We start from the raw sequence: 1,025 nt of genomic DNA, 5'->3' as shown, positions 1-1,025 counted from the left end.
TCAGAAGACGCCGCCTTTTTGAAAAAAGGCAGCACCCAAAAACTCCTCCTGTTTTTTATCAATGTTTTTTCAAACACTTTGCAAGGAACAGGAAATGTCAGTTATTACTTTAATATTCTGAAATCATGACCATTTTTACAAATATATCTGGAAAAATACCTGTCAAAATTCATTGTTTCAATTCTGTATTGGCACATGGTTTTCAGACAACCTGTGCAGCATGCCTGCCGCGCGGGGTGGTGCGCTTATGCCATGGCCGCCGTCGCCGGACGTGCCAACATCACGCACGCCGCATTGCGATATGTGCATTCCCCTGTCGGGTGGTACCCCATCCGCGCCGCCAGTCGCAGGGAGGGATGGTTGTCCGGGTCGATGATGGCCACCGTGCGTTGTGGACCATGGGTGCGCGCGAACCAGTCATGGGCGGCGCGCGCGGCCTCTGTCGCATATCCGTGACCATGGGCGGCGGCGGCCATGATCCACGCCACCTCCGGGCAGCGATCGAACTCCGCCCCCAACCCGCGATGGAAATCCGCCAGCCCCACATCGCCCAGGAACCGGCCATCCGCCCGGTCGAACACGCCAAACAGGCCATATCCCAACGCCGACCAGTGCCCGATATAACGCAGGAGGCGATTCCAGGACTCCTCCTCGCTTGGCAAAGGGGAACTGAGGAAGCGGCGCGTGCCTTCATCAAGGAACATCGCGCGCCATTCATGAAAATCCGACAGGCGATGCGGGCGCAGCAGCAGACGCGGCGTCTCGATCACGGGCTGGGTCAGGGTCAGGGGATCGGCCATTTTCTTTCCACGGTCTGTATCGCCCACAGGGGCAGTGCCAGATACATATCATGGATTGCAAAGACCGACGATGCACCTGGCCCCTGCCCCACCGGAAACACACCACACAGATCACAGCCGGACACGGCAGGAATCACGCCCCCACACCCCGATCCATTTACATCATGGTTTCCAAAGGGCGAGCCCTTTGGCGGGTCAAGGGCAGAGCCCTTGTGTCACCCTTTC

1 protein-coding gene is annotated in these 1,025 nt (G+C 57.7%); it reads right to left on the bottom strand.

Annotated features, from left to right (window positions below; genetic code table 11):
• Positions 1-245 precede the first annotated feature (245 nt).
• Positions 246-800, bottom strand: a complete 555-nt coding sequence (locus B7G66_RS16900; protein WP_003621636.1) for a GNAT family N-acetyltransferase — start codon at positions 798-800, stop codon at positions 246-248.
• Between the last annotated feature and the right edge of the window lie 225 nt (positions 801-1,025).

This window comes from Novacetimonas hansenii JCM 7643 (assembly GCF_000964405.1).
Taxonomy (GTDB): Bacteria; Pseudomonadota; Alphaproteobacteria; order Acetobacterales; family Acetobacteraceae; genus Novacetimonas; species Novacetimonas hansenii.
This window is presented reverse-complemented; position numbering and strand designations above follow the sequence as displayed.